Origin of the sequence: Psychroflexus curvus (assembly GCF_020164585.1) — a bacterium.
In the GTDB taxonomy this organism is placed as follows: domain Bacteria; phylum Bacteroidota; class Bacteroidia; order Flavobacteriales; family Flavobacteriaceae; genus Psychroflexus; species Psychroflexus curvus.
In genome coordinates, this window is sequence record NZ_JAIQZF010000002.1 from 1 (window position 1) to 23,472 (window position 23,472).

Annotated in this window: 15 protein-coding genes; 10 read left to right on the forward strand and 5 right to left on the reverse strand. The window is 37.8% G+C overall.

The genetic code is table 11. The features are described from left to right. Positions 1-941 precede the first annotated feature (941 nt). Positions 942-2,534, forward strand: coding sequence for a Ppx/GppA phosphatase family protein (locus LB450_RS02235; protein WP_224486227.1), 1,593 nt, complete (start codon positions 942-944; stop codon positions 2,532-2,534). Between the two features lie 458 nt (positions 2,535-2,992). Here LB450_RS02235 and LB450_RS02240 read toward each other — a convergent pair whose 3' ends face one another. Next, positions 2,993-5,344, reverse strand: coding sequence for a S9 family peptidase (locus LB450_RS02240; protein ID WP_224486228.1), 2,352 nt, complete (start codon positions 5,342-5,344; stop codon positions 2,993-2,995). A gap of 96 nt (positions 5,345-5,440) precedes the next feature. Here LB450_RS02240 and LB450_RS02245 point away from each other — a divergent pair, with 96 nt between their 5' ends. Further along, positions 5,441-6,310 (forward strand): ChaN family lipoprotein, encoded by an 870-nt coding sequence (locus tag LB450_RS02245; protein WP_224486229.1) that lies wholly within the window; start codon positions 5,441-5,443, stop codon positions 6,308-6,310. Between the two features lie 1,125 nt (positions 6,311-7,435). Beyond that, positions 7,436-8,212, forward strand: coding sequence for an amidohydrolase (locus LB450_RS02250; protein WP_224486230.1), 777 nt, complete (start codon positions 7,436-7,438; stop codon positions 8,210-8,212). Here the strand turns inward: LB450_RS02250 and LB450_RS02255 are convergent. Both LB450_RS02255 and LB450_RS02260 read right to left on the reverse strand, forming a co-directional pair. Then, positions 8,199-9,809, reverse strand: coding sequence for an Ig-like domain-containing protein (locus LB450_RS02255; RefSeq protein WP_224486231.1), 1,611 nt, complete (start codon positions 9,807-9,809; stop codon positions 8,199-8,201). The two genes, LB450_RS02250 and LB450_RS02255, sit on opposite strands and share 14 nt — an antisense overlap. A gap of 46 nt (positions 9,810-9,855) precedes the next feature. Then, positions 9,856-10,536 (reverse strand): ComF family protein, encoded by a 681-nt coding sequence (locus LB450_RS02260; protein WP_224486232.1) that lies wholly within the window; start codon positions 10,534-10,536, stop codon positions 9,856-9,858. 143 nt (positions 10,537-10,679) lie between these two features. On the opposite strand from LB450_RS02260, the gene LB450_RS02265 reads away from it, so the two are divergent. The 4 genes from LB450_RS02265 to LB450_RS02280 all read left to right on the forward strand — a co-directional run bounded on the left by LB450_RS02265 (position 10,680) and on the right by LB450_RS02280 (position 13,317). Continuing rightward, positions 10,680-12,218 carry a glycine--tRNA ligase gene (locus tag LB450_RS02265; protein WP_224486233.1) on the forward strand — a complete coding sequence of 513 codons (1,539 nt, stop codon included), beginning with the start codon at positions 10,680-10,682 and terminating at the stop codon, positions 12,216-12,218. Between the two features lie 125 nt (positions 12,219-12,343). Further along, a complete protein-coding gene (locus tag LB450_RS02270; RefSeq protein ID WP_224486234.1) occupies positions 12,344-12,688 on the forward strand; it encodes a YtxH domain-containing protein in 345 nt (114 codons plus the stop codon). A gap of 18 nt (positions 12,689-12,706) precedes the next feature. Next, complete coding sequence (locus LB450_RS02275; protein WP_224486235.1) at positions 12,707-13,105, forward strand: phage holin family protein; 399 nt, start codon at positions 12,707-12,709, stop codon at positions 13,103-13,105. Continuing rightward, positions 13,102-13,317, forward strand: a complete 216-nt coding sequence (locus LB450_RS02280; RefSeq protein ID WP_224486236.1) for a DUF6327 family protein — start codon at positions 13,102-13,104, stop codon at positions 13,315-13,317. The genes LB450_RS02275 and LB450_RS02280 overlap by 4 nt, the downstream gene beginning before the upstream one ends. A 78-nt stretch (positions 13,318-13,395) precedes the next feature. Here LB450_RS02280 and LB450_RS02285 read toward each other — a convergent pair whose 3' ends face one another. Next, complete coding sequence (locus tag LB450_RS02285) at positions 13,396-14,355, reverse strand: SPFH domain-containing protein (protein ID WP_224486237.1); 960 nt, start codon at positions 14,353-14,355, stop codon at positions 13,396-13,398. Positions 14,356-14,423: 68 nt separating this feature from the next. After that, positions 14,424-15,941 carry a glutamate--tRNA ligase gene (gene gltX / locus LB450_RS02290; RefSeq protein ID WP_224486238.1) on the reverse strand — a complete coding sequence of 506 codons (1,518 nt, stop codon included), beginning with the start codon at positions 15,939-15,941 and terminating at the stop codon, positions 14,424-14,426. 1,856 nt (positions 15,942-17,797) lie between these two features. Between gltX and LB450_RS02295 the strand changes: the two genes are divergently transcribed. Genes LB450_RS02295 through mnmG form a run of 3 tightly spaced genes read left to right on the forward strand, consistent with a single transcriptional unit; the run spans position 17,798 to position 23,470 of the window. After that, a complete protein-coding gene (locus LB450_RS02295; protein WP_224486239.1) occupies positions 17,798-21,178 on the forward strand; it encodes a coiled-coil domain-containing protein in 3,381 nt (1,126 codons plus the stop codon). Then, on the forward strand, positions 21,162-21,593 hold the full coding sequence (ybeY, locus tag LB450_RS02300; RefSeq protein ID WP_224486240.1) for an rRNA maturation RNase YbeY: 432 nt from the start codon (positions 21,162-21,164) through the stop codon (positions 21,591-21,593). Before LB450_RS02295 ends, ybeY begins: the two co-directional genes overlap by 17 nt. A gap of 5 nt (positions 21,594-21,598) precedes the next feature. Further along, positions 21,599-23,470, forward strand: a complete 1,872-nt coding sequence (mnmG, locus tag LB450_RS02305; protein WP_224486241.1) for a tRNA uridine-5-carboxymethylaminomethyl(34) synthesis enzyme MnmG — start codon at positions 21,599-21,601, stop codon at positions 23,468-23,470. Positions 23,471-23,472 lie beyond the last annotated feature (2 nt).

Sequence of the window (23,472 nt, forward strand, 5' to 3'; positions counted from 1 at the left end):
TCAATTCTTACGATACTGTTCAGATTCAAGAAGGACTCTCAATAAGGTGATTATCTCAAGGGCGATATACGTAATTGTTATCAAGGGAAGAACCATACTCTTATTGAGACCCTTTATAATTGATTCTTTAAATTTATAAATCTATATTTATATGAAATCAAACATACGAGGGAAATGCCGATAGGCAAAGGGTGTTAATCTATAACGCTGTAACACCAAGCCCAATTTTAAATCCCGCAAACCAGGAAATTTTCAATTTACATAGGTTTTCGAGGATGCTCTTGTTCTACTCGGCACTTGCTTGGCTTTAACTAAAATCTTATGTTTATAAAATGTAGAATTAACTCAGATGGAGAGCGTAAAAGGTAGTGGTCCTTGTTTTAACGATGTAGCGTATGGTACAATTGCTAATGCTGCTGGCTTTTTTGCTCCAGTTGTCCGGTCTGTTGCAATAGGACTTACTTGCATTTTTTTAATGGAATGTGATGGTGAAACAGCTGCAGGAACAGAAGGGTGGTGATAACTTTTATATAATGAAGAAGATAGAAAGAAGATTAATTTTTATATTACCAACAATACCTATATTTTTTATAATCGGTACCAAAATTGCCATAATTTATTTAATCCTAGTAAACATAGGAATTTATTTTTATGAGAATAGAAAAAACTAACTTAAAGCAGGAATTGTTTCTTATGGTTTAGTTAGCATGGAGGAAAACGGATGTTATGGATAGTCTATAAGATTAACAACTGAATTTATATTTTCAATGAAATATTTATTACCAAAAAGGAATATTTTTTTCAAAACTATTTGCAATTATCTGTCTATATCATAAACCAAAGATTAAGTAAGTCGTTTCTGAAACTTCAAATTCTCAATACTCGTTTAAAAAATTACTTATCTTAGAATTCTAGCAATTAACTTTTCTAAAATTTAAAAGATGAGCGACAATTCTTCTAATTCTGAGGCAACCAAGCGCATAGCCGCCATAGACCTGGGTACCAACTCTTTTCATGCCGTTCTGGTAGACATTTATCCCGATGGTAGTTTCCGCACAGTAAATAAGCTTAAAGAAATGGTTATCCTCGCTGAAAAGGGACTGGAAGACAGGTTGAGCCGTGACGCTATGGATCGTGGATTAGAAGCGCTTAAAAGAATAAAGTTTTTGTGCGACAGCCATCATGTCGAAACTATTCTTGCCTATGCCACCAGTGCTATTCGGGAAGCTGAAAATGGAGGTGATTTTATTAAAGAGGCTGAAAAAGAAACAGGGATTAGGATTCGGGCTATTTCTGGAAAAATAGAGGCCGAATTGATCGGTATAGCCATTAGATACAGTATTGATTTAAAAGATGAAATGGTGCTTATGGCCGATATCGGCGGTGGAAGTGTTGAATTTATCATTGGCAATCATCAGAAGTTTATCTATCATAATAGTTTAAAACTGGGGGTAGCTCGTATGGCTGCTGCCTTTGTGAATTCAGACCCAATTGAAGACAAAGATATTGATCACTTACAAAAGCACTATAGAGATGAACTTGCCGAAGTCCTAAAACTGGCCAAAGAACATCATGTAAAAACCATCATTGGCTCTTCTGGAACTATGGAAAATATAGCTGAAATGGTAGCCCATAAAAACTCTCTTCCAACCAAGATGAGTCTAAATGAACTTGAATTTAGCAGCCTTGATTTTAAAGACTTATACGCCAACTTTATCAAACTGGATAAAAAGCAACGACTTGATAAAAAAGGCTTAGAAGAGAAAAGAGTTGATATCATTAATCCTGGGATGGTTTTAGTGAAGTTTCTTGTGGATGAGCTTAAACTTGAAACGATTAAAATATCAGAAGCAGCCCTCAGAGAAGGGATGATCATGAATTTTATCACTAACAAAAAAGAACAGCTTAACCTGGACCTCGTCGCCAATTTCAAAGACCCGCGCCGACGAAGTGTTTTTGAATTACTTCGTAAATGCAACTGGGCGGAGGCACATTCCCAGCATGTTGCTAATTTTGCGCTTCAACTTTTTGATGAATTTAAGCTGGAATTAAAGTTAAAAGAAAAGGATAGGGAGTTACTGGAATTTGCGGCTTTACTGCATGATATCGGTTATTATATCTCCTATCGAAAGCACCATAAGCATGCGCTTTATTTGATACGCTATTCAGATTTGCTAGGGTTTAAAGAGGATGAAATCAATATAATGGCCAATGTAGCCCGGTATCATAGAAAATCTGCACCGCATAAACGCCATAAGCGGTATAGAAAATTAAACAAAGCCAACCGAAAACGAGTTAAAAAATTGTCTGCAATCCTAAGGATTGCTGATGGTTTGGATAGGAGTCATTATCAAAATGTGCAAAAACTGGAAATCGAGCATAAAGAGGAAACCGTCCACCTGCGTATCACGACACAGGCAGACCCTGAGCTTGAAATCTGGGGAACTCTGCGCAAAGCGGATCTCCTTGAAAAATTAATCGGGAAAACAATAAAAGTTTTTTCAGAGGGAAGAAAAGGCAACACCATAGACTGAGAAAAATGTCATCCTAGCTTTGCATTCACTTAAAAATCTGTTTTAATGCCCAAAATAAGACTATCTATAGCTAAAAACAAAAGCCAACTATATAAAGTCCCTGACAGGACAATTCCCAGATTAATTAAGGTTAATCTAGCTAACGTCAAGCCTTTTTATAAATTTCTTACTTTCATTACATCCAACTCCCGTCTTCCCTTGAAGGAAATGCCGAAGGCAATGGGTGTTTTTGTTAATAATGAAGGAGCTCACCAAAACAGATAACACCAAGCCTAATAAAAACTCTAAACCTTGGGCTAAAAAAAACTTCCAACCTGTCCCGCTAGGGACTATTTATAGGTAAAATCTATAGCGTTAACCAAGCCAGCGTGCCGTAGGTACGCCATATGATTTGTGAGGTTTGTGTTATCCTGTTTCCTTTGCCTTGTCTAATATCTAATGTCTGATGTCTATTATCTCTATCTCCCAATCGTTCTTTCAAAAAGCTCTAAAATCCGTCTGTACTCATCCGTCCAGCTGCTGGGCTGGGTAAAACCATGCCCTTCGACTGGATATACCGCCAGTTCCCAGTCCTCTTTTTCCAGCTCGATCAAGCGTTGAGAAAGCCGCACCACATCCTGAAAATGCACATTGGTATCGACGATTCCATGAGCGATGAGCAAATGCCCTTCTAAACCTTCTGCGAAGTAAATAGGTGACGATTTTCTATAGGCTTCTGGGTCGAGGTGAGGTTCGTTTAATATGTTTGACGTATAGCCATGGTTGTAGTGCGCCCAGTCGGTCACCGAGCGTAAGGCTGCTCCTGCAGCAAAGGTATCCGGCTCATTGAACATCGCCATCAAGGTGATAAATCCGCCATAACTACCGCCGTAGATGCCTATTTTATCTGGATTGACGCCGTGATTTTCGACGAGATATTCAGCACCATCCACTTGATCGGATAAGTCTTTACCGCCCATATGTCGGTAGATTCCTGTTCGCCAGTCTCTACCATACCCGGCACTTCCTCTATAATCGATGTCCAAAACGGTATAACCCAAATCGGTTAACAAATTATGAAACATGTATTCTCTAAAGTAACTCGACCACCATTTGTGAGCATTTTGCAAATAACCCGCACCGTGTACAAAAATGACGGCAGCGTTGTTGTCTACACTTTCTTCAGGTTTGTAAAGCCTCGCATAAGGTTGGGCACCGTCTTCAGCTTCAAACTGAATGAGTTCGGGCGTTCTCCAGTTGTAGGCGCTAAATTCGTCTGACTGTCCGCTTGTTAACTGTTTTGGAGTGGCATTGGCTTTAGTTTTCTTTAAGTATAATTCTTCTGGCGTATTCGAATTGGAAAATACGATTGCCATTTGCTTTTCATCCGGAGACAAGATCACGCTGTTTTTACCTTCCATAGACGTCAACTGCGTTGCTTTTCCTCCCATAACCGGCATTTTGTAGAAATGACGTTCGCCCGGATGCACTTCAGAAGAAGTGAAGAACCAAGAGGTTTTGTCGTTGGATAATTGCGGACTAAAGACTTCGTAATCGCCTTTAGTCAGTTGCTTTTGAGTGTTATTTTCCACATCATGCAGATATAGGTGAGAGTAGCCAGTCGCTTCCGACTGATAGTACACATGCTTATCGTCTTCCAGCCAGCCTAAAGTTCCGCCACCGTAATATCTGCCTATGCCTGGTCCTGCAATCCAGGCCTCATCATGTTGCCTGTCTAGAGTTTTCAGACCTCCTGTATCCAGGTTCAGAAGAGCAATCCATCGGTCTTTGTTGTCCTGTGCTCTTATGGATACGACTGCATGCTGATCTTCAGATGAAAATTTCACATCCGAAAAGCTCACCGCTCTTTCCTTTTCTTCCCATTCTCTATCCGGATAGTTTTCGGTGTATTCTGGCAAATCTGTGATGCCTGGAAGATTAGACACATCTACTTTAAAAACGGTGTCCTTTTGGATATGATACAGATACAAGTTTCTCTGAGTCGTTTGATCACCGACTTTGCTCCTGGCATTCAGCATTTCGGTGTAGCCAGATGCATCGATATAATCGGGTACTCCCGTATTATCTCCAGACTCCGGTGTATACGTCTGGAAGGTCAGGAACTCACCCGTTTCGCTTATGCTGAAGTTGAATGCTCTCTGCTTGTCTAAGTAAAACGTGTATTCCTCTTCCTCTAGTAAGGCCTTGTTTTTTTCTCGTAACTCCCGGTTTTCTTTTTGAACTCTGACTTCTTCCAAAAGGCTTAAATTCTCCTCTTCCAGCCATTGGTTTTTTTCAGATGTCTTGGAGTCTTTGTCCCTGGAACTTCCGGACTGTATGTTGGTTTTCTTCTGAATTTGTCCCAGCTCTACATTATAAACATAGAGATTGTTATTCGCGATAAAGGCATATTCAGAATCGGTGATGAACTTTGGACTGCTGATGCGTTCCCCTAAATCCAAGACCAGATGGGTCTGATTTTTCCTGATGTCATAGCGGTATAAATCGCCTGATTTGACAAAAAGCTTTGCCGTGCGCTTGTCGTTATAATCGCCGCTGGAAGACACTCTTGTTTTGATTTCATCCAGACTGACTTTTTGAATTTCAGACGTGTTTTTTAAACTGATTTTATACAGGGAATCGGAGACATTTTGCTCTGGATTGTAGTCAAAGTAAATCACATTGGACTGTTCGTTCCAGGCTACATCAGAAGGAAATGTGCCCATCCAGTTGGGGTCTTGCATGATTTTTTGGACAGACATGTCGGATTGTGCAAATCCACTAAGGCTTGCCAGAAACGCAACACTAAGAATTCGTAAAGATAGAGTCATGGGGTATTTTGTTTTGAGAATTATTCAAATATAATAGGTTTTCGCAGAAAGCTAAGAGTCGAAATCTTACTAACTTTAAACCTTGATGATAACACTATGACCAAAAATTTCAACATAGGTTTAATGCTTTTGCTCATGTTCAGCTTTGCGAAAGGCTTTGCACAGGAGAAAAAAGCCTTTGCACTCTTTAGCCAGGCCGGGGAACCCCTCACGTATCAACGTATTCTGGATAGCATTTCCAAAACGGATGTGGTGTTGTTTGGTGAATTTCACAACAATCCGATTTCGCACTGGCTTCAGTTTGAACTGGCTTCTGACTTGAAAAAAAACAACATCAATCTTATTCTGGGAGCAGAAATGTTCGAAACCGACACCCAGGAGGTACTCGATCGTTATCTCAGCGATAGTCTGGCAGAAAGCGATTTCAGAAAAAAAGCAAGAGTATGGACGAATTATAACACCGATTATAAGCCAATTGTGGACTTTGCAAAATCGACCTCAACACCCTTTATAGCCACCAATATCCCTCGACCATATGCTACAAAAATTTATAAAAACGGAGGTTTTTCGGCTTTAGATTCGCTTTCCCAAAATGAATATAAACTTATGGCTCCTTTGCCCATTCCGTTTGATAGTGAATTGAATTCTTACCAGAACATGCTGAAGATGATGGGCGGTCATGGTGGCGAAGACCTCGTGAAAGCCCAGGCCATAAAAGATGCGACGATGGCACATTTTATTTTGAAAAACTTAAAACCCAATCAGGTGTTTTTTCACCTGAATGGCAGTTACCATTCCAATGATTTTGAAGGGATTTACTGGTATTTGAAAACCTACAACCCCGATGTGAATATTCTTACCATCTCCACCGTAGAACAAAATGAATTGAATAGTTTATGCGAAGAACACCTCAACAAAGCAAATTTCATTATCGCTGTGGATGAAGATATGACAAAAACCTATTGAGTAGATATTGGATCTATCTCACCAAGAGCAAAATACAAGTAATATAACATATTTTGTACCTAACGGCACAAGGTCGTACGTGTAGTCTTGTAGTTACCATATGAAGTCTCTAACGAGACAATTCTACCAAAAACAAAGAAACAAGACACTTCTAATAAAAGTTCGATTCACCAATTTAAAATTGGTACATCAATCCGAGTCCTAAAATTCACAAAATCACTCAAAACAGTTGTGATTCAACCTGTCCCGCTAGGGACTATAGATTGGTAAAACTTAAAACAGAACCCAAGTCAGCGTTCCCATAGGTACACCATATGTTTTAGACAGGTCTTCACTATTCATATCCTGTACCTAACGGCACAAGATGTCAAAAGGGCGGTTTCAAGTTACCGATATAAGGTCTCTAACGAGACAATTCCAACATAAGGTTTTAAAAAAAGGTTATGATGTAAAGCCTTAAAGCTATATAGCTAAACTCAATTTTAAATCTATAATTCTTGTTCTTTAACAAAGTATGTAACCTGTCCCGTTAGGGACTATAGATTGGTAAAAGCTAACGCGTCAACTGAACCAGCGTGCCTTTAGGTACGCCATATGTTTTGAATATTGTTTTGGGTAATCCATAACTCTAAGTTGATTATACATAGCCTGTGCCTAACGGCACAAAGTCGTACGTGTAGTCTTTTCGTTACCGATATGAGGTCTCTAAACAGACAACTCTACCCATAAAGCAGATGAAGTAAAAGCTCTTAATCAGTGTTTGATAGTTAATTCAAGAGAAGTATATCGACAATTCAACTTCTAAGTTTTATCAACTTACTCAAAACCGAAAACATTAATCTATCCCGTTAGGGACTAGAGATTGGTAAAACTTAAAGCGGAACTCAAGTCAGCGTGCCGTTAGGTACACCATATGTTTTGAATGTTGCTTTGGGTAATCCATAACTCTAAGTTGATTATACATAGCCTGTGCCTTAAGATACAGGCTGGTGCGGATAGTCTTTAAGTTACCGATATGAAGTTTCTTAACAGACAAAACCACTTTTAATTGCTGAATCCGATCCTACAGACAAAGAAAAGATGATCGGAATTATTAAATTAGTTTTAAGTTTTTAATTTAGTGCTATGAGCGAAACCCTAAAAATAACCTACATACAAACCGAACTGACCTGGGAACATCCCAAAGCCAACAAGGCCCATTTTGAAAAAAAACTTTCAGAATGCCCGTCAGATACAGATTTGATCATTCTTCCGGAGATGTTTACCACTGGTTTTTCTATGAATGCTAAAGCTAATGCTGAAGAAGTAGAAGCGGTTTTAGGATGGATGAAAACTCAGTCTAAAAAGTTTCAAGTGGCCCTCACCGGTAGTGCCATGGTAAAAGAACATGGAAACTATTTCAACAGGATGTTTTTTGTAGAACCCGATGGAAAAGTATCCAAATACGACAAAAAACACCTGTTCACTTTAGCCAAAGAACATGAAACCTACACGCCTGGTAACGAAAGATGTGTTGTGGAGTATAAAGGCTGGAAACTATGCTTACAGGTGTGTTACGACCTTCGTTTTCCGGTTTGGGCGAGAAATAGGGATGATTATGAGGTGTTGATCTATGTCGCCAACTGGCCAGAAAAGCGCGTTTCTGCCTGGGATATTTTATTGCAGGCCAGAGCTGTTGAAAACATGAGTTACTGCATTGGACTCAACATCATTGGCACTGATGGTAATAATTTCCCTTATGTTGGTCATTCTGCAGCTTATGACGCGCTTGGCAAATCTCTAAGCGAGCACGACCCCGAAGAAGAAGCCGTACAAACCGTTACCCTTGAAAAAACTCACCTTAATCAGCTAAGAGACAAATTAGGGTTTTTAAGAGACAAGGACCCGTTTAGTATAGGCTAATCGTCAATACATCGTCCCAGTTAGCTCTTATTTCCACAGGCTGATTCTCATAGAGAACAGGTTCTGGTTTTATGCCTTTCAGGAAATCGCCTGTATCCCACCTCCCGTTGGCATTGAGGTCATAAATCAACCTGACATAATAGTATCCTGGATTTATTAACTCAAAGAAAACAGTAGATTTTTCGGTTTCATACACTGACGATTCAACCTTTCCTTGTTCGTCAAGAAGCTCAACTATAATGGGATAGTCGTCAACATTATTAATCGTTAAAGCCAGATTTCCAAAATCGGCTAATGGTCTGGTTGTGTACTTGAAATTTAAACTATCGGTTTTAGCATCAAAAAAATCGGTGATTGCACCCGGCAATAGATCGATTTGATAAGAGGTTTTTTCTTTTTTATCAAACTCAAATACCAAATGGTTGTAGAGTGTATCCATCTTTAAGTCAAATTCAACTGGGATAGAATCCTGGGTCATCATGCGGATAGAATCTTTTTCAAAACTCGAAATTGGTGTGTTGGCTTTCAGTTTGAAAGTGGCCAGAAGCTTATTTCTATTAATTTTTACTTCTGAAATTTTTAAAGAATCCTCTTCGATTTGTTTGGGTCTAATTTCAACCGTGTCCATTTTACCCTGATTGCTAAAGGCAAAAAGTAAACTGTCTTTTTCCAAATAAGGTTTGTACCAGTAATGCAAAGTATCGGTTTCTTCATCTTTGAAATATTTGGCCTGAAAAGGTTCAGTAGTTTCTGAAATCAAGTCGATTTTATACTGTTCTAATCGACCCTGATAGCCAAATTCAAAATGTTGTTTGGAAATTTGTTTTGGGCGAGAAGCCTCGAAATCTAACTCTTCCTTAAACACAAGAATATCGAAAAGCTGATTGGTTGGGATCTTCACCGTATCTTCTACAAAACCGATTTTATCCTGGGCCGGATCAAATTTGTAATTGTTGTTTTTATCTGAAATCGCCACCATTTTATAATTGCCAGGCTTTAAATTGTCTAAGCTGAATAGGGACGTGGAATCCCTCACATACGAAACATAACGAGGAGATTGATTATACACCACAGAGTCTGTATAAGTAGAATCTAAAGCATAAAGCATCACAGAAATGTTTTCATCTGAAAGCCGATTGTAAGCGTCAAAAACATTTCCTTCCACCTGAAGCGAATCCACATAATCTCCTGTTGAAAAGACATATTTAAAATAAGGAAGTGTGATTCCTTCATTATTATCCTTAATACTTTTACCAAAATTTACTGTATAAGTGGTGTGATCGTCCAATGAATCTCTTGGAATGTCAAGCCTTATATATCGACTTGCTGGTCCTAAGGGATAAATGTTCGGTCTGGGTTCTATGGGTGGAGAAAAGAAAATCTGTTGACGAGGTTCTTGCAAAACTAAGTACTCATCAAAATTGATGATTATCTCTTCTTTTTTATAATTGGTAGAGTAGTTTTCCGGATCAGAATTCACAAACTTAGGTGGCTCTGTGTCTTTAGGACCTCCGTCTGGACGTCCTCGTTGAGCACAAGACGACGAGATAAGTACCAAAACAAGAATAAAAAGGGATCGCAAAAAATGAATTCTCATGACTGAAGATAAGTTTATGCAAAGAAACAACAAAATATAGATTTCGTTATTTGGTTATCGCTATTGTTGCGATGTTGAGCCTGTCAACTCCAGCGTCTTTTAATGCTAAACTACAGGCTTCTAAAGTCGCCCCTGTCGTCACTAAATCATCGACCAGTAAAATTTGTTTGTCCCTCAAATCTGACTGTCCTTCCACATAGAAATGATTTTGAACAACTTCTGTTCTGGCCAGCCTGTTCTTAAACACCTGCGTTTTGGAATTGGATATTCGCTTTAGAAGGGTGTCATTATAACTGGCTGAAAGTTTTTCAGCAATAGCTTTTCCAAAACCTTCTACTTGGTTATAACCCCGTTCACGCATGCGGTGTTTGTGAAGTGGTACGGGTATGACAATGTCTGTTTTATCTTGCCAGCCTTCCTCCTCCAGGATATCACCTAACCACTCCCCCAGATGAAAGCTCAGGTCTTCGTTGCCTTTGTATTTGAGGTCATGAATCAAATTTTGAATAATGCCCTTTTTCTCAAAATAAAATAAGCTAGCCGCCTGGTCTACTAAAACCCGGCCGTAAAGAATTTTATGCAAATCGTGGTCGCCATCGAAAAAGTTGGGGTAGAGCGGAAGTTCATTCCTGCAGAATGTACAGATGAGGAGTTCATCTTTCAGCAACACGGCATCACAGCAAGCGCAGAGTTTAGGGAACAGAAAATTTTTAAAATCCTGAAGCATTTGTAAATAATAAAGTTGATTAAATTTAGTAAAAAATTAAACTGTTAAGCTATAATTCTGAAAAGCAATTCTTAAGCTTACATTCGGTCAATAATTTACGAGCTAAATCTCCAATTAAAGCCTTGTTTTTATACTTTTGCGGTATGGCACAAGAACAAGACAAATTCAAACAGGTAATATCCCACGCCAAAGAGTATGGGTATATTTTTTCATCCAGCGAAATCTATGACGGCTTAAGTGCAGTTTACGATTACGGGCAAAACGGTGTTGAGCTAAAAAACAACATCAAAGCCTATTGGTGGAAGAGCATGGTTCAACTACACGAAGAGATTGTAGGCTTAGATGCCGCTATCTTAATGCATCCCAATACCTGGAAGGCTTCAGGACACGTCGATGCGTTCAACGATCCTATGATTGACAACAAGGATTCCAAAAAACGATACCGAGCCGATGTGCTGGTAGAAGATTACGTCGAAAAAATTGAGCAAAAGGCTCAAAAGGAAATTGCTAAGGCTAAAAAACGCTTTGGAGATAAATTTGATGAACAGGAATTTGTGACTACGCATCCACGGGTTGTCAAATACAGAGCACAATCCAAAGAAATTCTTTCGCGTTTGGCAAAATCTCTTACCGATGAAGATCTTGCTGATGTAAAAGCCCTTATCGAAGAACTTGAAATCGCCTGTCCTGTAAGCGGTTCCAGAGACTGGACCAACGTGAAGCAATTCAACTTGATGTTTGGCACCAAGCTTGGCGCCTCTGCAGAGTCTGCCTCAGATTTATACCTGAGACCAGAAACCGCTCAGGGGATTTTTGTGAATTTCTCCAATGTCCAGAAAACAGGGCGTATGAAGATTCCTTTTGGTATCGCCCAGATAGGAAAAGCCTTCAGAAATGAAATCGTCGCCAGACAATTTATTTTCCGTCAGCGTGAGTTTGAACAAATGGAAATGCAGTATTTTGTGCGTCCGGGAGATGAACTCAAATGGTTTGAGCATTGGAAGGAAGTCAGAACCAAATGGCATCAATCTTTAGGCCTTGGCGAAGAAAATTACAGATTTCACGACCACGAGAAAATGGCGCATTATGCCAATGCTGCTACAGATATCGAATTCAATTTCCCTTTTGGTTTCAAAGAACTGGAAGGCATTCACTCCAGAACAGACTTCGATTTGAAAGCACATGAAAATCTGTCTGGAAAAAAACTTCAGTTTTATGATCCGGAATTAGGAAAAAACTATGTGCCTTATGTGATTGAAACCTCAATTGGTCTGGATAGAATGTTTTTAGCGGTATTTTCAAGTGCTCTACAAGAAGAAACACTTGAAGATGGAAAGACAAGAACCGTTCTTAAAATACCTTCGGTTCTAGCACCAGTAAAAGCAGCCGTTTTTCCTTTGCTTAAAAAAGATGGGCTACCAGAAATCGCACAGGAAATTTTGAAAGATTTACAATGGGACTTCAATGTGATTTATGATGAAAAAGATGCTGTAGGAAGGCGTTATAGACGGCAAGATGCAGCAGGAACCCCTTTCTGTATTACTGTAGACCATGATACAAAAGAAGACCATTGTGTCACGATACGCCACAGAGATACTATGGAGCAGAAGCGTGTTCCAATTACAGAGGTTAAGGCAATTATTCAAAAAGATATAGATTTTAAAACCTGGTTAGATTCTTAAAATATTAATAATAATGAAAAGAGTTTTAGAATTTAATCCATTCTGACTTATTTATTAACCGTGTTTTAACAGCTTAAACATCAAATTAGCCTTAGATTTGTGTTAAACAAAAAAAAATTAATAAAATGGCAAATAATACAGGAAATACAATTTTAGCATTGTTGACAGGAACAGCAGTTGGTGTAGGCTTAGGATTATTGTACGCTCCTCAAAGTGGTGAAAAAACCAGAAAACAATTGAGAGACGAAGCTGACCATCTTCAGGACAATCTAAATAAAAAATACAAAGAGACCTCAACTCACTTGTCAGATTTTGCTTCTGAAGCAAAAAAAAATCTTGAAGAAAAGTTAGATAAAACCTTTTCAAATGTAAATAACAAGGCAGATGAAATGTTGAACAAACTTGAAGGTGAACTCGGGGTTCTTAGAAAGAAAAATGCTGAACTTCAGAAAGAATTAAAAAAGAAATAAATCACTTTAAATTTCTTCATGAAGAATTCTATTGGAAATCACTTTGAAAATTTTACTCAAGATACCAAAGAAGCGATAAATCATTCCTTAGAATATTATAAATTAGACCTTCTCAAAAAAACTGCTTTAAGTTTAATTTCAGGAGGTCAATTTATTATTAAAGCAGGAATATTAGTTTTAATTCTGCTTTTTCTATCTATAGGTTTATCATTCCTTATTGGGAACCAGTTAGGTTCTGTTTCTCATGGCTTTTTTATTGTGGGTGGAGTTTATATCATTCTACTTATATTAATTAATCTACTTGGTAAGAAACTTTTAGAAAAGCCCGTATTAAAATTTTTAAATAAGATTTTAAATTCTGGTGATAAATTAGACGAGGAGTTAAAACAAGATTTGACAAAATCTTCAGATTTATGAAAAGGTATAATTCTATAAAAGAAATCGACGGTGATTTGAAAATCTTAAAACTTGAAGCTGAAATAAGTAAGCAAAAAGCAAATATAGATTTAGCCTATATTAAAAGATCACTTTCATTTTCGAACGTAGCAGCAGAATTAATTGCATTCTTTGGACAAAAAGCAATTTATGCTAGAATAGGAACTCAAATTCTACGTAAATTTGGTTTATAAACCATTTGTTTAATACAAATAAAAAAGCGGCTTGAAATTAAATTTTAAGCCGCTTTTATTTATTCAATTTTATTGTAATTATTTCTTTCCGGGTTTTCCGTCTTCTAAAGCTCTGCGTTCTTTACGTTCATTTTGCTTCTTCATCTCTTCACCAATCTGGCTAGAGGCAGTAAAAGAAGCAATCATATCATTCAGCATATTGCTGCCAGCTTCCGGGGCATTGGGTAATAAAATCAAGTTGGAATTGGTCTGGCTCCCTACAGACTGTAAGGTATCGTAATGTTGTGTCACCACGATCAGGGCTGAAGCTTCCTGAGAATTGATTCCCACATTGTTTAATACCTCAACACTTTCTTCCAGACCCCGGGCGATTTCTCTTCTCTGATCGGCAATACCCTGACCCTGTAAACGTTTGCTTTCGGCTTCTGCTCTGGCTACCGCCACAATCTTGATGCGCTCTGCTTCTCCTTCAAACTCAGCAGCTACTTTCTCTCGCTCAGAGGCGTTAATTCTGTTCATTGAGTCTTTGACCTTCTCATCCGGATCAATGTCCGTCACAAGCGTTCTTATGATGTCGTATCCGTAATCTAACATAGCATCGTTCAATTCAGTTTTCACTGCATTGGCAATATCGTCTTTACGCTCAAACACATCGTCCAGTTTCATTTTAGGAACTTCAGCTCTTACCACATCAAAAACATAAGAAGTGATCTGTGCACTTGGACTTTCTAATTTATAAAACGCATCATATACTTTAGCTCGTGTCACCTGGTACTGCACCGAAACTTTGAGATGCACAAACACATCGTCTTTGGTCTTGGTTTCCACATTCACATCCAGCTGCTGAATTTTCAAATTGATACGACCGGCAATCTTGTCAAATACAGGGATTTTAAAATGTAATCCAGAATTTCTTATGCTCAGAAACTTCCCAAAACGTTCTACAATAGCTGCAGTTTGCTGCTTTACCGTAAAAATTCCGCTTATAATGATGAAAAAGACAATCACCACTATAAAAATACTCACAAATGAACCCATAATTTTTTATTTAAATTTTAAATAAAAATAAACTAATTCATTAGTAATCTAATCATTATTTAAGAAAATTACGATAATTTTTCAATGGCGAAATTCAATCTTGAAATGGTTTCATTTTTACCAATAGAAGACGCAATATGAAACACATCTGGACCTCTCATTGCTCCCACAAGTGAAAGCCTTAAGGGTTGCATGATTTTGCCAAAGCCTAAGTCTTGCGTGTTAATCCAGTCTTTAACTTCGGACTGCACATGGTCTTTAGTAAAGTCTTCCAGACCTTCCAGCTTTCCTATTAAAGCACGCATCCATTCCTGGGAATCTTTTTTCCAGGCTTTCTTGGCTGATTTGGGTTCAAATGCAGTTGGAGCTTCAAAATAGAAAAAAGACAATTCCCAAAACTCTGAAACGAATGTCGCGCGTTCTCTAATGGTTTTGATGACCTCATGTACATAGGCTTTTTCGGGATAAATTCCTTTTTGAGCGAGGACAGGCAAAAACTGATCCACCAGTTCTTCAACAGGGCGTTCCTGCAAATAATGGTGCTGAAACCACTCGGTTTTTTCCGGATCGAATTTAGCTCCGGATTTGTGGACCCGGGTCAACTCAAACTTTTCAGCCATCTCCTCAAGAGAGAAAAATTCCTGGTCGGTACCATCGTTCCAGCCCAGGAGAGCCAGCATATTGGTTAAGGTTTCCGGTAAATAGCCTTCCTCGCGGTAACCCGCCGAGAGGCTTCCTGTTTCCGGGTCTTTCCATTCTATAGGAAACACAGGAAACCCAAGCTGATCGCCATCGCGTTTACTCAGTTTTCCTTTGCCGCTGGGTTTTAAAATTAACGGGAGATGGGCGAATTTCGGAACCTCCCAGCCAAAAGCCTCGTATAAAGAGACATGAAGCGGGAGAGAAGGCAACCATTCTTCACCTCGTATCACATGTGTGATTCTCATCAAGTGGTCATCCACGATATTAGCTAAATGGTAGGTAGGCATGCCATCGCTTTTGAACAAAATCTTATCATCCAAAACTTCGGTATCCACTTCTATATAACCTCTTATTTCATCGTGAAGTTCTAAAGTTTTGTGAGCTTCAGTTTTAAAACGAATCACATAACCTCCGTTTTCAGATAACTTTTCTTTGAGCTCTTCAGCAGATAGATTGAGAGAATTATTAAGCGAACCCCTATTCTTTGGACCGTAACTAAACTTAGTCCCTTGCTGTTCGGCTTCTTTTCGCTTGGCGTCAAGTTCTTCTTCGGTATCGAAAGCATAATACGCACGGCCGTTATCGATAAGTTTATCGACGTATTCTTCGTAGATATCCTTGCGCTCACTTTGTTTGTAAGGACCGCAGTCGCCAGGCTTTTCCGGGCCTTCATCGTAAAGAATATTACACCAGTTCAAGCTTTCTTTGATATAATCTTCAGCCCCTTCTACAAATCTGTTTTGGTCTGTATCTTCAATCCTTAGCAAAAAATCACCATTGTGTTTTTTGGCAAATAAGTAATTATATAAAGCCGTTCTTACGCCACCGATGTGCAACGGGCCAGTTGGACTTGGTGCAAATCTTACTCTTACTTTCGTATCCATTTTCTATTTTTTCACAAAGATAAAATATATTGATGTTCACAGACTGAAATTCATCTATTAAGCAAAATAAAACGCTCTTTTTATATAAAATTCTATTGATTTTGCCTGTCTTAACTTAATGCTCTGCGATACATTTCTTTATGTTATGTATTAGCTTAAAACCTCCAAGGCGATAGAGGTTTTCAGTTAAAGATGTTTCAAAGTTGGGATAAGCATCTTAAACGCTTTACAAGACACCCATATGTAGTCCCTACGGGACATCTCACTCCTATGCCATACGTTTTTTACCGATCTATAGTCCCTAAAGGGACATAACTCAAACCCTGGCAACAGGAAATCCGAAAGCTTTCATAAACATCATAAAATTGTCCCGCTAGAAACAGCATATCGGTAGCACAAAATGATATCCACACCCAAATTGTGACGTTAGGTACAGCATATAAAATTGGAAGTATGACTAAAAAATCATATCACACATTAAAAGGCGTTTGTTTTTTTCTAGATTCACGATTGCTTTTAAGTTATGAAGGCTCACCCATATACAGTCCCTACGGGACATCTAACTCCTATGCCATACGTTTTTTACCGATCTATAGTCCCTGACGGGACATAACCCAAAACAAAGTCAGGACAAAATCCGAAAGCTTTCATAAATATTAAAAAAATTGTCCCGCTAGGGACAACATATCGGTAGCACAGAACGATATACAGACCCATTTTGTGACGTTAGGTACAGCATATAAAAACAAAATATCCATAAACCAGAGATAGCAGATCAAAACATAAAACCTATAAGCTTTTCAAAAACATTACAAAATTTGTCCCGTTAGGGACAACATATCGGTAGCACAGAACAATATACAAACCCTTTTTGTGCCGTTAGGTACAGCATATAAAATTGGAAGTATGACTAAAAAAATCATATCACACATTAAAAGGCGTTTGTTTTTTTTCTAGATTCACGATTGCTTTTAAGTTATGAAGGCTCACCCATATACAGTCCCTACGGGACATCTCACTCCTATGCCATACGTTTTTTACCGATCTATAGTCCCTAAAGGGACATAACACAAACCCAGGCAACAGGAAATCCGAAAGCTTTATAAACATTACAAAATTTGTCCCGCTAGAGACAGCATATCGGTAGCACAAAATGATATCCACACCCAAATTGTGCCGTTAGGTACAGCATATAAAAACGAAATATCCATAAACCAGAGATAGCAGATCAAAACATAAAACCTATAAGCTTTTCAAAAACATTACAAAATTTATCCCGTTAGGGACAACATGTCGGTAGCACAGAACGATATACAAACCCATTTTGTGACGTTAGGTACAGCATATAGAAACGAAATATCCATAAACCAGAGATAGCAGATCAAAACATAAAACCTATAAGCTTTTCAAAAACATTACAAAATTTGTCCCGTTAGGGACAACATATCGGTAGCACAGAAAGATATACAAACCCTTTTTGTGACGTTAGGTACAGCATATAAAAACAAAATATCCATAATCAGAGATAGCAGATCAGAGCATAAAACCTATAAGCTTTTGAAAAACATTACAAAATTTGTCCCGTTAGGGACAACATGTCGGTAGCACAGAACGATATACAAACCCATTTTGTGACGTTAGGTACAGCATATAAAAATAGAGGTAGACATAAAATAATAAAAATGTAATTAAGACCACGCAGAGAATTGTCTTTCGATGGAAGATGATTTTCATTTTTTAATTTGCTGAAGGGATTGGAAATCGCCTTTAGCTTTAGTTAAAATATGACAAGTCTTTATAAATAAGCAGGTTAATTAATACCTTAGCAAGTTATATAAATGCCAGTGTTGAAGAAGATGCAGAATTATAAAATCATTGAAAGCAAATTAGAGCGCTTTATCAAAAAGTTCTACACCAATCTTTTGATCAAGGGGACATTGCTCTTTGTGGGATTGAGTCTCTTGCTTTTTATTTTTGGCGCTGCTCTGGAGTATTTTCTTTGGTTCAATTCTAGTTTTAGAACGCTTTTGTTTTGGACAATCATTGTTGCTGAAGCTTTATTGTTTATCAAATTGATTTTATTTCCTTCGAGTCAGCTTTTCAGATTGTCAAAAGGCATCGATTTTACAGAAGCCTCTTCTCAAATCGGCAGTCACTTTCCGGAAGTCAGCGACAAACTCAAAAACATCCTTCAGCTGAAAGCGCAGGGGGCAGATGACGAACTGGTCCTTGCGAGTATTGAGCAAAAATCCAAAGCACTCAAAACCGTTCCATTTCAACTGGCAATCGACTTTAAGCAAAATGTCAAATATCTGCGGTTTTTGGTAATTCCTGTTTTGATCCTATTGGCGATTTGGATTTCTGGTCTGGGAGAGTCTTTTTCATACAGTTATAAACGCATGGTCAATTACAATACTACTTATGAAGCACCCGCACCTTTTCAATTTTTTATTCTGAATAAAAATCTGAATGCTAAAAAAGGAAAATCCTATCAGTTAAATGTTCAAACCATTGGCGAGGTGAAACCTGAAGACGTCTTTATGTCGGTAAACGGAGAAAAGATAAGGCTTCAGGAAGCTAACGGAATATATAGCTACACATTTAAGAATGTCTCTGAAGCTAAGGAGTTTCAACTCAATGCCAATCAGGTGACTTCAAGAGTATATCAACTTAATACTTTGGATGTCCCAGTTATCAAAGACATGAAAATGAATCTGAATTATCCAGAATACACCAACGAAAAAAACAAATCTATCTCGGGAACTGGTAATGTTTCAGTACCTGAAGGAACACAGATTGAATGGATCATCTCTACGGAATCGACAGACCAGGTCGAATTTATAACTAAGGTCGATACCTTAAAGTTTGATGTCGAAAACTCGAAATTTGCACTGAAACAAATTCAGAATAAAAACAAAGATTACTCGATTAGAACATCCAATTCTAACTTCAAAAACTATGATGTTTTAAACTATTCTATTGGAGTCATAAAAGATGAATATCCTAAGCTTACAGTGGAACAGAAAAAGGATAGTTTGTTGACTGAACAGTCATACTTTTTTGGGAAGTTAACAGACGATTATGGGTTAACTAACTTGATTTTAGTGTATTATAACTCTGATAATCAAAAAGATAAGTCGGTTATAAAACTTCCTTTATCCAAAAGCAACTATTCTGAGTTTTCTTATGCATTTCCAAATGAGGACTTGGAGCTGGAGGCTGGAATCCAGTATCAGTACTACTTTGAGGTGTTTGATAATGACCAGGTAAATGGTAGAAAAACTACAAAATCTGAAGTTTTTACTTATCGCAAGAAAACGGCTTTGGAAGAGTCTTCCGAAAACTTAAAACGTCAAAATTCGTCTGTCGAAAAATTGACTGAAGAACTTGAAAAACAAAAACAAAGTTCGAAGGAAATTAAAGACCTTCAAAACAAGCAGAAAAAAGAAAGGTCTCTAAATTATACCGAAAAGCAGAAGCTCAATACATTTATACAACGCCAAAAGCAACAGTTGGAAATGATGAAGAATTATAGCGAACGGTTAAAGGAAGATTTCAAGAAAATGAACGCTGAAGAGCAGAATCAAGCAAAGGAAAATCTGGAAAACAGGCTGGAAAAAAATCAGGAGCAGATTGAAAAAAATCAAAAACTGCTGGATGAACTGGAAAAGCTAAAGAACCAGATCAATCAAGAAGAATTGAATGAAAAACTGGAGTCTTTTGACCGGGAATCTGAAAAGCAAGAGAAAAATCTCGAGCAGCTTCTGGAACTGACCAAGCGGTTTTACGTTGAAAAAAAGGCTGAGAAACTGGCTGAGCAACTAGAAAACTTAGCCGAAAAGCAAAAAGGTTTATCGGAGTCTGAAAAAAACACCTCTAAGGAACAAGAAAAACTAAATAGAGAATTTGATGACCTCGATGAAGAATTAAAGAAGCTAGACGAGAAAAATAAAGCGCTGAAAGCTCCAATGGAAACTGGGAACGATAACGAATTAAGTGAAGAAATAAAACAGGACCAGGAGGAAGCAAAGGAAAAACTAGAAACTTCAGAAACTGAAGAGCCGAATTCTCAAGATGTAAATCAGAGTAAGAAGGGGGCACGGCAAAAACAAAAAGAGGCAGCTGATAAGATGAAATCGCTTTCCCAAAAAATGAAAGAATCTATGAGCTCTTCCAGCATGAATCAGACTGTTGAAGATTCAGAAATGCTAAGACAGATTTTAGACAATCTCATAGTTTTTTCTGTTGAACAAGAGGGCTTAATGAGTGAATTTAAAGGCATTTCGAATTCCAATCCGGCTTATGCGTCTAAGTTAAAAAGGCAAGCCGAATTGAGAGAAAACTTTAAGCATGTAGATGACAGTTTATATGCGCTGGCGATGCGTACGCCAATGATAAAAGAAACGGTAAATAACACGATCTCTGATATCAATTTCAATATAAAAAAGTCTTTGGAACGTTTAGCTGAAAATGAAGTCAGATTGGGCACGGCTAATCAACAATACACGATGATGTATGCCAACGAGTTATCAAATATGCTGGATAATGCTTTGGACCAAATGCAAGATCAAATGAGTAGAGCTGGCTCTGGAAAACCAAAACCCGGTAAAGGTCAGGCAGGGGAGCAATTATCTGACATCATTAAATCTCATGAAGAATTAAAAGAGCAAATGCAGAAAGGCCAATCCTCTGGAAAGGGTAAAGACGGGAAACAACCTGCTCAGGGTGATAACGGAAAACAGAGTTTGAGTAAAGGGGATAAGGAAGGTGGAAATGGAGAAAAAGAAGGTGAAGGAAAAGATGGAAATAGGGGTCAACAAGAACAAATGAGTGGGGAGATTTATGAAATTTATAAGCAACAACAGAAACTCAGAAAACAGTTAGAAGATAGAATTCAACAGCTTGGGCTAGCAGAAAATTCTGGTAAATTAAAGAAGAGCTTGGATAAGTTGGAACAGGAATTATTGATGAAAGGCTTTAGCAGTGATTTATTAAAACAAATGGAAACTATAAATCATCAACTCTTAAAACTTAAGAAAGCGGCAAATCAACAAGGGCAGGATGATAAACGAGAAGCAGAAACACGAAAAAAAAACTATACCTCTTCATCGTCTAACTGGGAAGAAAAGGCTAAAGAATATTTTAACACAACAGAGATTTTAAATAGACAACAATTACCTTTGCAGCCTGAATATAAAAAGCTGATTAATATATATTTCAATGGAAAGTCCAATTAATTTTTACAGTAAGATCGAGTTTGAATTAAAAAACAAAAAAAGTCATGCAGACTGGTTGAAAGCTGTAATTGAAAGTGAGCAGAAAAAAGTCGATGACTTAAGCTATGTTTTTTGTAGCGACGAAGATTTGTTATATATCAATAAAAGATATCTGGACCACGATACATTCACAGATATTATCACTTTTGATTATTCTGAAGACGAATCTATTTCAGCTGAAATTTATATCAGTATTGATCGAGTGAAAGAAAACGCTAAAGACTTCAAAGTAAAATTCGAAAACGAATTGAGAAGAGTTTTGGTTCATGGCGTTTTGCATTGTTGTGGTTATGGAGATTCTACTGAGGAATCGAAAGCTGAAATGAGAGCATTAGAGAACAAAAAAATAGAATTGTTCCACGTGGAACAAAAATAGAAGTTATGTTTAAAGACACGTATGATGTTATTGTAGTAGGAGCAGGTCACGCAGGGAGCGAGGCAGCAGCAGCAGCAGCAAACATGGGGAGCAGCACATTGCTGGTAACGATGAATTTGCAGAACATCGCGCAGATGAGTTGCAACCCAGCTATGGGTGGAATTGCAAAAGGACAAATTTTAAGAGAAATTGATGCACTAGGAGGGTATAGCGGATTGGTATCAGACACCAGTGCTATTCAATTTAAAATGCTAAATAAATCAAAAGGACCTGCCATGTGGAGTCCAAGAGTTCAAAGCGACAGGATGTTATTTTCTCAACATTGGAGAGAGCGTCTAGAGCAAACAGAAAACTTAGATTTCTATCAGGAAATGGTGTCTGGATTGATTGTATTAAACAATCAAGTAACAGGGGTGAAAACATCTTTAGGTTTAGAGATAAAAGCTAAAACAGTGATACTTACCAACGGAACTTTTCTAAATGGATTAATCCATATCGGCGATAAAAACTTTGGGGGTGGAAGAGCTGGAGAAAGAGCATCTTTTGGAATAACCAAAGAACTTGAAGACATGGGTTTTGAGGCAGGACGAATGAAAACAGGAACTCCTCCAAGAGTGGACGGAAGATCTCTAGATTTTACTAAAATGGAAGAACAAACGGGCGATCAGCAGCCATGGAAGTTTTCATATTCTAATGAGACAAAATCACTTAAAGAACAAAGAAGCTGCTGGATGAGTTATACTTCTCAAGACGTTCATAACATTTTAAAAGAGGGTTTTGACAGATCACCAATGTTTAATGGATCCATAAAAAGCACTGGTCCACGATACTGTCCAAGTATAGAAGATAAAATTCACAGATTTGCTGACAAAGACAGACATCAGATGTTTGTAGAGCCTGAAGGATGGAATACGGTTGAGTATTACGTCAATGGTTTTTCTACCTCTCTACCGGAAGATATTCAGTTTAAAGCCTTACAACAATGTGCAGGATTTGAAAATGTCAAATTCTTTAGACCGGGATACGCCATTGAGTACGATTATTTCCCGCCTACACAATTGAAACACACTCTAGAAACCAAACTAGTAGAGGGTTTATATTTTGCTGGACAAATCAATGGAACAACAGGTTATGAAGAAGCTGCATCTCAAGGACTCATGGCAGGGATAAACGCAGCGTTAAAAGTAAAGGAAAAAGAAGAATTTACATTATCCAGGAGTGAAGCTTATATTGGAGTTTTAATCGATGATCTGATAACCAAGGGAACGGAAGAGCCTTACAGAATGTTTACATCCAGAGCAGAATACAGAACTTTATTAAGGCAGGATAATGCAGATTTCAGATTGACAGCTAAATCATTTGACATCGGATTAGCAAGTTCAGAGCGAATGAAACTGATGGAAGATAAAAAGGAAAAGTCGGATGCTTTTGTGGATTTCTTTAAAAATCAAAGTGTAACTACAGATGAAATAAATCCTATTCTAGAGGAAAAAAATTCATCTAAAGTAGATCAGCAAGGGAAGCTTTTTAAAATATTTGCCCGACCAAACATTACTATGCAGGACATGCGAAAATTAAAAAGCGTAGAAAATTTTGTAAAAGAACATGATTTAGACAATGAAGTATTGGAACAGGTGGAAGTTCAAGTTAAATATGCTGGCTATATTGAAAAAGAAAAACTTAATGCAGATAAATTGAATCGACTTGAAAATGTGAAAATACCTGAGCATTTCGATTATTCTTTATTGAAGTCAATGTCTTTTGAGGCGAGAGAAAAACTGACCAAAATTAAACCGAGAACAGTATCACAGGCATCGAGAGTGAGTGGAGTAAACCCGAGCGATGTTTCTGTTCTTTTAGTCCACATGGGAAGATAATG

Bases quoted from the DNA above. Each gene is read 5' to 3' on its own strand.
- LB450_RS02275 (WP_224486235.1), top strand. From the start codon at position 12,707: ATGAAGAATTCTATTGGAAATCACTTTGAAAATTTTACTCAAGATACC.
- LB450_RS02255 (WP_224486231.1), bottom strand. From the start codon at position 9,809: ATGAGAATTCATTTTTTGCGATCCCTTTTTATTCTTGTTTTGGTACTT.
- ybeY (WP_224486240.1), top strand. From the start codon at position 21,162: ATGGAAAGTCCAATTAATTTTTACAGTAAGATCGAGTTTGAATTAAAA.
- LB450_RS02295 (WP_224486239.1), top strand. From the start codon at position 17,798: ATGCAGAATTATAAAATCATTGAAAGCAAATTAGAGCGCTTTATCAAA.
- LB450_RS02280 (WP_224486236.1), top strand. From the start codon at position 13,102: ATGAAAAGGTATAATTCTATAAAAGAAATCGACGGTGATTTGAAAATC.
- LB450_RS02270 (WP_224486234.1), top strand. From the start codon at position 12,344: ATGGCAAATAATACAGGAAATACAATTTTAGCATTGTTGACAGGAACA.
- LB450_RS02240 (WP_224486228.1), bottom strand. From the start codon at position 5,344: ATGACTCTATCTTTACGAATTCTTAGTGTTGCGTTTCTGGCAAGCCTT.
- LB450_RS02285 (WP_224486237.1), bottom strand. From the start codon at position 14,355: ATGGGTTCATTTGTGAGTATTTTTATAGTGGTGATTGTCTTTTTCATC.
- LB450_RS02265 (WP_224486233.1), top strand. From the start codon at position 10,680: ATGGCACAAGAACAAGACAAATTCAAACAGGTAATATCCCACGCCAAA.
- mnmG (WP_224486241.1), top strand. From the start codon at position 21,599: ATGTTTAAAGACACGTATGATGTTATTGTAGTAGGAGCAGGTCACGCA.
- LB450_RS02235 (WP_224486227.1), top strand. From the start codon at position 942: ATGAGCGACAATTCTTCTAATTCTGAGGCAACCAAGCGCATAGCCGCC.
- LB450_RS02260 (WP_224486232.1), bottom strand. From the start codon at position 10,536: ATGCTTCAGGATTTTAAAAATTTTCTGTTCCCTAAACTCTGCGCTTGC.
- LB450_RS02250 (WP_224486230.1), top strand. From the start codon at position 7,436: ATGAGCGAAACCCTAAAAATAACCTACATACAAACCGAACTGACCTGG.
- gltX (WP_224486238.1), bottom strand. From the start codon at position 15,941: ATGGATACGAAAGTAAGAGTAAGATTTGCACCAAGTCCAACTGGCCCG.
- LB450_RS02245 (WP_224486229.1), top strand. From the start codon at position 5,441: ATGACCAAAAATTTCAACATAGGTTTAATGCTTTTGCTCATGTTCAGC.